The organism is Nonomuraea turkmeniaca, assembly GCF_005889735.1.
GTDB lineage: Bacteria > Actinomycetota > Actinomycetes > Streptosporangiales > Streptosporangiaceae > Nonomuraea > Nonomuraea turkmeniaca.
In genome coordinates, this window is the sequence record NZ_VCKY01000506.1 from 1 (window position 1) to 2,014 (window position 2,014).

A 2,014-nucleotide genomic window follows, 5' to 3' on the forward strand; every position below is an offset into this window, starting at 1 on the left:
GGCAGGGGCCAGGGGCTGGCATGATTCGAGCTATGACTGACGTGAACAGGCTTTCCATCGGCATCCTCGGCGGCACCGGTGACCAGGGGAAGGGGCTGGCGCGGCGGTTCGCGCTGGCGGGCCATCAGGTCCTGATCGGGTCGCGCAGCGCGCAGCGCGCCCAAGACGCGGCGGAGTCCATCGGGGCGGGTGCGACAGGTGACGAGAACGCCGTCGTGGCCGCCCAGGCCGACATCGTGATCGTGGCGGTGCCGTACGAGGGCCACAAGGCGTTGCTGGAGTCCCTGCGCGCCGAGCTGGCCGGGAAGATCGTGGTGGACTGCGTGAACCCGCTCGGCTTCGACAAGCAGGGCGCCTATGCGCTGCCGGTCGAGGAGGGCAGCGCCGCTCAGCAGGCCGTGGCCGTGCTGCCGGACAGCCGGGTGGTGGCGGCCTTCCACCACGTGTCGGCCGTCGTGCTGATGGATCCGGCGGTGGACAAGGTGGACCTGGACGTCCTGGTGCTGGGCGACGACCGTGAGGCGACCGACGTGGTGCAGGCGCTGGCGGACGTCATCCCCGGCGTGCGCGGCGTGTACGGCGGCCGGCTGCGCAACGCCCACCAGATCGAGGCGCTCACCGCCAACATCATCTCCGTCAACCGCCGCTACAAGGCGCACGCGGGTTTGCGCATCACCGACATCTGAGAGGGCATCGCCGATCGCCGCCGGATCACAGCCAGCCGGCGTCCTCGGCGATCCGGATGGCGTCGGTCTTGTTGCGGGCGCCCGTCTTCGTGATCGCCCCGACCCGAGGGCGGCAGTGAAGAATTCACGACGTCCGGGAGAGCTTCAGCAGCGCGTCCGTGACGCCTTCAGGGTCGACGACCTGGTGCAGGTGCAGGCCGGGGACGCGGGTCACGGGCCAGCCCCGCCGCTGGGCCTCCTCGGCGACCTTGTCGTACGGGGGCCCGTACCACAGGCACGAGCACCTCACCTCGTCCCATCCGGCGGGCACGGGGATGGACTGCGTGTAGTAGTCGAGCGGCAGCCGCGGCTGCTCCGCCGCCACCCGCACGCGGACGGCGGGGTCGGGCAGCATGGCCACGACGTCCTCCTCGTCCCACCAGTCTGTCCAACGCGGCAGCACCCCGTCAGGCCCGGCCAGATCGTGCAGGAACGGCAGGAACTCCTCCTCCGCGACCTTGACCAGCCCGTCGCGGGGCGGGATGTGCGCGTCGGCGAACACGCACGCCACCACGCGCTCGCCCAGCCCTTCCTTGATCAGCGGCAGGAAGAACCCGGCATTGCTGTGCCCGACCAGCACCACCGGCGTGTCCGGCGCGGCGTCCCTGACGGCCGCCACCACCCGCGGCCAGTAAGGCGGCCCGCCCACGGCGATGCCGGTCAGTTCGGGCACCACGGCGGCGTGCCCCCGGCGCTCCAGCGACTCTGCCACGGGAGCCCAGGTGGACGGTCCGACGGAGGGGCTGTGCACCAGTACGAAGGTCTTTTCTCTAAAGGTCTTTTCTTTGAGAGTCGTCTCCACGCGTCCCACACTTTCAGACGATGAGGGTGTGGCGGGAGGCCGTGCGCCCGGCTCCGTCGTAGGACGCCCAGGCCGCGGCCAGGTTGGTCACCGCTCGCGATAGCTCCTCCGCCGGGAACAGGAAGTGCAGCCGCATGTGATCGGCGTGCCCGCCCAGCGGGTCGAACGACCTGCCCGGCGGCACCGCGACCCCGTGCCGGAGCGCCACCTGGGAGAAGGCGTCGACGTCGCCGCTCGGAATCCGCACCCAGATCGTCTGGCCGCCCCGGGCCGGCTCGAAGGACCACGACGGCAGCTGCAGGCGCAGCTCGGCGCACAGGTGGTCGTGGCGCTCGCGCAGCGCGCGCACGCGGGCGGTGCGTACCTCGTCCAGGCGGCGCAGCAGCGCGGCGGCGGCGAGCTGGCTGAAGACCTCGCCCCCGAGGTCGTGCACGGCCCGCAGCCTGGCCAGCCGGGAGACCAGCGGCGCCGCCGCGCGGACCCAGCC

General features: G+C 71.9%; 2 protein-coding genes and 1 pseudogene. 1 reads left to right on the plus strand and 2 read right to left on the minus strand.

All coding sequences use genetic code 11. The features are described 5' to 3' along the window. Positions 1-32: 32 nt before the first annotated feature. The gene (gene npdG, locus ETD86_RS54090; protein ID WP_211370937.1) at positions 33-686 is read left to right on the plus strand and encodes an NADPH-dependent F420 reductase; all 654 of its coding nucleotides are present in this window, start codon (positions 33-35) and stop codon (positions 684-686) included. A gap of 124 nt (positions 687-810) precedes the next feature. Here npdG and ETD86_RS54100 read toward each other — a convergent pair whose 3' ends face one another. Next, positions 811-1,437, minus strand: a complete 627-nt coding sequence (locus ETD86_RS54100) for an alpha/beta hydrolase (protein WP_246149539.1) — start codon at positions 1,435-1,437, stop codon at positions 811-813. A 103-nt stretch (positions 1,438-1,540) separates the two neighbouring features. Continuing rightward, positions 1,541-2,014, minus strand: a pseudogene (locus ETD86_RS54105) (PLP-dependent aminotransferase family protein); the annotation flags it as partial.